General features: G+C 54.9%; 1 protein-coding gene and 2 pseudogenes. 1 reads left to right on the top strand and 2 read right to left on the bottom strand.

Features of this window, described 5'->3' with window-relative positions:
* Both LH464_RS24030 and LH464_RS24025 read right to left on the bottom strand, forming a co-directional pair.
* A pseudogene (locus LH464_RS24030) lies at window positions 1-1,004 on the bottom strand (hypothetical protein); the annotation flags it as partial.
* 415 nt (window positions 1,005-1,419) lie between these two features.
* Window positions 1,420-1,902, bottom strand: a pseudogene (locus tag LH464_RS24025) (transposase); the annotation flags it as partial.
* A gap of 345 nt (window positions 1,903-2,247) precedes the next feature.
* On the opposite strand from LH464_RS24025, the gene LH464_RS24020 reads away from it, so the two are divergent.
* Window positions 2,248-3,006 carry a bestrophin-like domain gene (locus tag LH464_RS24020; RefSeq protein WP_226788924.1) on the top strand — a complete coding sequence of 253 codons (759 nt, stop codon included), beginning with the start codon at window positions 2,248-2,250 and terminating at the stop codon, window positions 3,004-3,006.
* The last annotated feature ends 790 nt before the right edge of the window (window positions 3,007-3,796 follow it).

The raw sequence follows: 3,796 nt of genomic DNA, 5'->3' as shown, positions 1-3,796 counted from the left end.
GAGTTGTTCCACTGCGATCCAACTCCGCTCACGGTCACCACGCCTTCGCTGCCGACGCTATTGCCAATTCTCCCAAGACCGCTCGAAACAACGCCGCCACCGCTGATGTTCAAAGCACCGCGGCCCAGGAATCCCACGGCCAGGCCACCCGGACCCAAGTTGTTCCACTGCGAACCAGGGCCTCTCACTGTGACGCTTCCGACGCTGCCAGCAGCGTTGCCAATTCTGCCAAGTTCGCTTGTAACGACGCCAGCGTCGGTAATCTCGAGGCTGCCTATGCCATTTTCGCCCACGATGAGATCGCGGTCATTATCCCATCGGGATCCGGCTCCCGTCACGGTCACAGCACCCTCTCCGGAGCTCTGGGAACCAATACTCGCTAGATCTGAGGTGACTAGGCCGCCGTCTGCTATGGTAAGCGAACCAATCCCGAAGTGGCCGACCGCGAATCCCCCGAGAATAGTGTTGTTTGAATGGAGCTCGGATCCTGGTCCGACCACCGTGACCGCACCGATACCGCCAGGAGCGTTTCCGATGGTGATATTGCCCTGGCTGGTCAAAATGGCGCCTGACGAGACTGTCAAGTTGCCTGTTCCGGAATCGCCCACGCTAAGATCAGACACGTTCCACTCAGATCCCGGGTCCGTCAGGGTAACAGTACCATTTCCCCCGGTCGCAACTCCGATTCCGCTGAAATCCGAGTTAACGATGCCTGCCTGGTGGATAATAAGACTGCCTGTTCCATTGTTCCCCACTAAAAGGAAACCGGTATTCCACGGCGATGCCTGGGTATCAGGAACAATAACTTGCTGGCCATTGTCGATAAAGGTCTGCCCTACGGCCCCACTAGCTGCGAGCGAAGCGATCAAACCGAATGCGGCAAAAGGAAAGGTAACTCCACTTTTGTACAACGACCGCCGTCGGATCAGTGGCTTGGTGAAACAGCTGAGCCAGTACAGGGTGCCTTCCTGGCTCCATAAGAGCGGATCATTCTGTAGGGTCATTTCGGAGTCCTCAATCGGGAAAGTTGCACGATTTATTCTGTCCGAAGAGACGAGACTTGTAGCAGCCGTCGTCAGGATGTGAGCAAATCTGTATGCAGCACATAGTTCATGTTAGTATGCATATCAATTCAGACATCATCGTCACCGCTTACTTCCGGCGGTGGCTGATCGACTCAAGATCAACAAACGCACAGACCCACGGATTCCGCCTCTTTCCTAATCATCGTAAGCACTGCTGACATAACGTAGCGCGGCATAGGCAGCATCATCACCTGCAGCCGCAGCATTCTCTGGCTCGCCGACTTCTGGGGTCAGCGGCATTCGAGGCGGGGGCAATTCGACCCCGAGTTCAGGGCAGAATACAGCAGGACCGTCACGCTAAATCATACGCACCTCCCGCGCCGCACGGCGCACCATCGATCCACAGGTAGGGCCATTCACCCTCTATGGGCCTGTCGAGGAAGGCCTTCACCTTGTCGTCGATCTCCTCGCAAAGCCTTGAGGCCTGGCTCTTGGAGATGCCGCTCATGCCCATGGCCTTGACCAGGTCATCAACGGAGCGGGTCGAAACGCCCTGGATGTAGGCTTCCTGGATCACGGCCGTCAGGGCCTTCTCCGCCATGCGGCGTGGCTCAAGGAAGCTTGGGAAATAGCTGCCGGTGCGCAGCTTCGGGATACGAAGCTCGACTGTGCCAGCACGTGTCTCCCAGTCCCTGTCGCGATAGCCGTTGCGCTGGGCCAGTCGGAAGCCATTCTTCTCGCCATAACCCGCGCCGGTCTTCGTGCCGACCTCCAGCGCCATCAGTTTCTCGGCAGCAAAGCCAATCATATCCCGCAGCAAATCGGCGTCGGCGCTCTTCTCAACGAGTGAGCGCAGGTTCATCATGTCGTCGGTCATCGGTGGTTTTCCTCAGGTTGAGCTTCAACAACCCGACCCTACCGGAAAACACTGGTGACCACCGCTACGCCGCCCGCTCCCTACAGCACTATGGAGGGTGCGCTCGCGAGCGGCTTCGCTATCACCCAGCTACACCACTCGGCGGGACACGATCTTATTGGGTCCGGACCCTTAAAGCACCGCGAATTTCACCAACGATTGAATTTCACATCAACGCTGGGATTGGGAGTGCCGGGTGCTGCATTTGACGGTTGGTCTCAGATCCTCGCCGTCCGGTCTTACTTCCGCCGCATTAATTGAGATTTAGATCAGTCTCGATACAGTGAGCAATTGCGGGCGTGGCCTATGAGCCTTTTTTCATTTTTTTTGTTTGCGTTTTTCTGCTCTGTGCTTTGGGCCGCGGGCCAAGTAGGCGGTCGGCTAGTTAAAAAGCGCGACGCAGCAGAGAGTATGGATGAGTTTCGATTAATCTTGGGCGCTGTCTTGTCGTTACTTGGGCTAGTGATTGGCTTTACGCTGTCCATGTCGATCGCCGGCTACAACAGCCGTCAGGCTGCGCAAGAGGCGGAAGCATCTTCAATAAATTCGGCGTATTTGAGAGCAGGCCTGCTCGAAAAGACGTATACAGCACCACTCCGCACTGCCCTATTGCAGTATCTTAAAAAGAGAGTTGAATATTATAATGGGCAGTCTAACGGACGCGTAAGCAAACGAGAAGAAGCGATATCGGTACAGAACGAGCTTTGGGAAAGAACTGTTTCCGCTGTGGCGGGGCAGCAGACTGCTATAACATCGTTAGTCGTTACCGGAGTGAACGATGTCATCAGTTCTCAAAAAAGAGCTCAGGCAGGTTGGAAAAACCAGATTCCCCTTCCCGCATGGCTGCTGCTATTTGTCATCGCCTTATGCTGTTGTGTTATGATCGGTTATAGCGTGGGAAATGTTCGGAAGCGGGGAATTCTCCTGCTGATTCTTCCCTCGATGATTTCCTTGTCGTTTGTGATGGTCGCGGAAATCGACTCACCGGGTGAAGGGATGATCCGCGTAAATGGACATGACCTCTACGAACTTCATCGAAGCCTGATCATGGTTTCAGCAAATTGAAGAGAGCCCGTGAACAGGATTCAGGGACGCATTTCCGAGCCGCGCCGATCGTGCGCCAGGCCGTTCTCTAATCGGGATGTCAAGCTTGGTTCTGCTTGTATTTCTGGTCGGGCTGATGATTTCCTTCGAGGTCGGCTTGTTGATTCCGGGGGTCGGTTCCGGCTGGGGGCAAAATGACACCCTAAGCGACACACGGCAACAATGAGGCGATCCCAGACTTACTCAAGCCTCGCAGCAGGAGTCACCGACAACATCCCCGGTATTGAGATTGGTCTCTAATGGGAAGATCCGGGTCAACCGCCGTTCGATAAAAAAAGCTCGCCTTGGCGCTTAAGGTGATCGAAGCGGGCGTGCGTCCTGCCCAGACCGCCAAGCAGCCGGGCTCGGCGATCCACCCTCTACCGCCAAATCGCCGCCCTCACGGAGGCACCCACACCCCGGCGATCAACGCAGAGGAATGATGAGCCGCAAAGCCACGCCAGTATCCACATTAGCAGATAGCTAACATCGTCTTCAAAAAACACAGTCCAACTTAATCGCAATGGTGATGCCTAAACCAGCTTTGTCCTTGGCTTTCCCACCGTTGCGTAATACAGGGATAGGTTTGGAAATATACAACTTGACATACATGCTATGAGAATAAGATGCACACGGTATTCGACGGTCGATCAGAACGAACTGCAACGTGGCGCGCTTTAACAGTCAGCCGGCGCTTTAACAGAGGGCTTGAGTAACGTGTACGGGCTTGGGTCAGGTTCAGATGCTACTACATCGATTGAATGAATGGATT

Origin of the sequence: Pseudorhizobium xiangyangii (assembly GCF_020531965.1) — a bacterium.
Classification (GTDB): Bacteria; Pseudomonadota; Alphaproteobacteria; order Rhizobiales; family Rhizobiaceae; genus Neorhizobium; species Neorhizobium xiangyangii.
This window is presented reverse-complemented; position numbering and strand designations above follow the sequence as displayed.

Excerpts from the sequence above, each read along its gene's own strand:
- LH464_RS24020 (WP_226788924.1), top strand. The coding sequence starts at position 2,248 with ATGAGCCTTTTTTCATTTTTTTTGTTTGCGTTTTTCTGCTCTGTGCTT.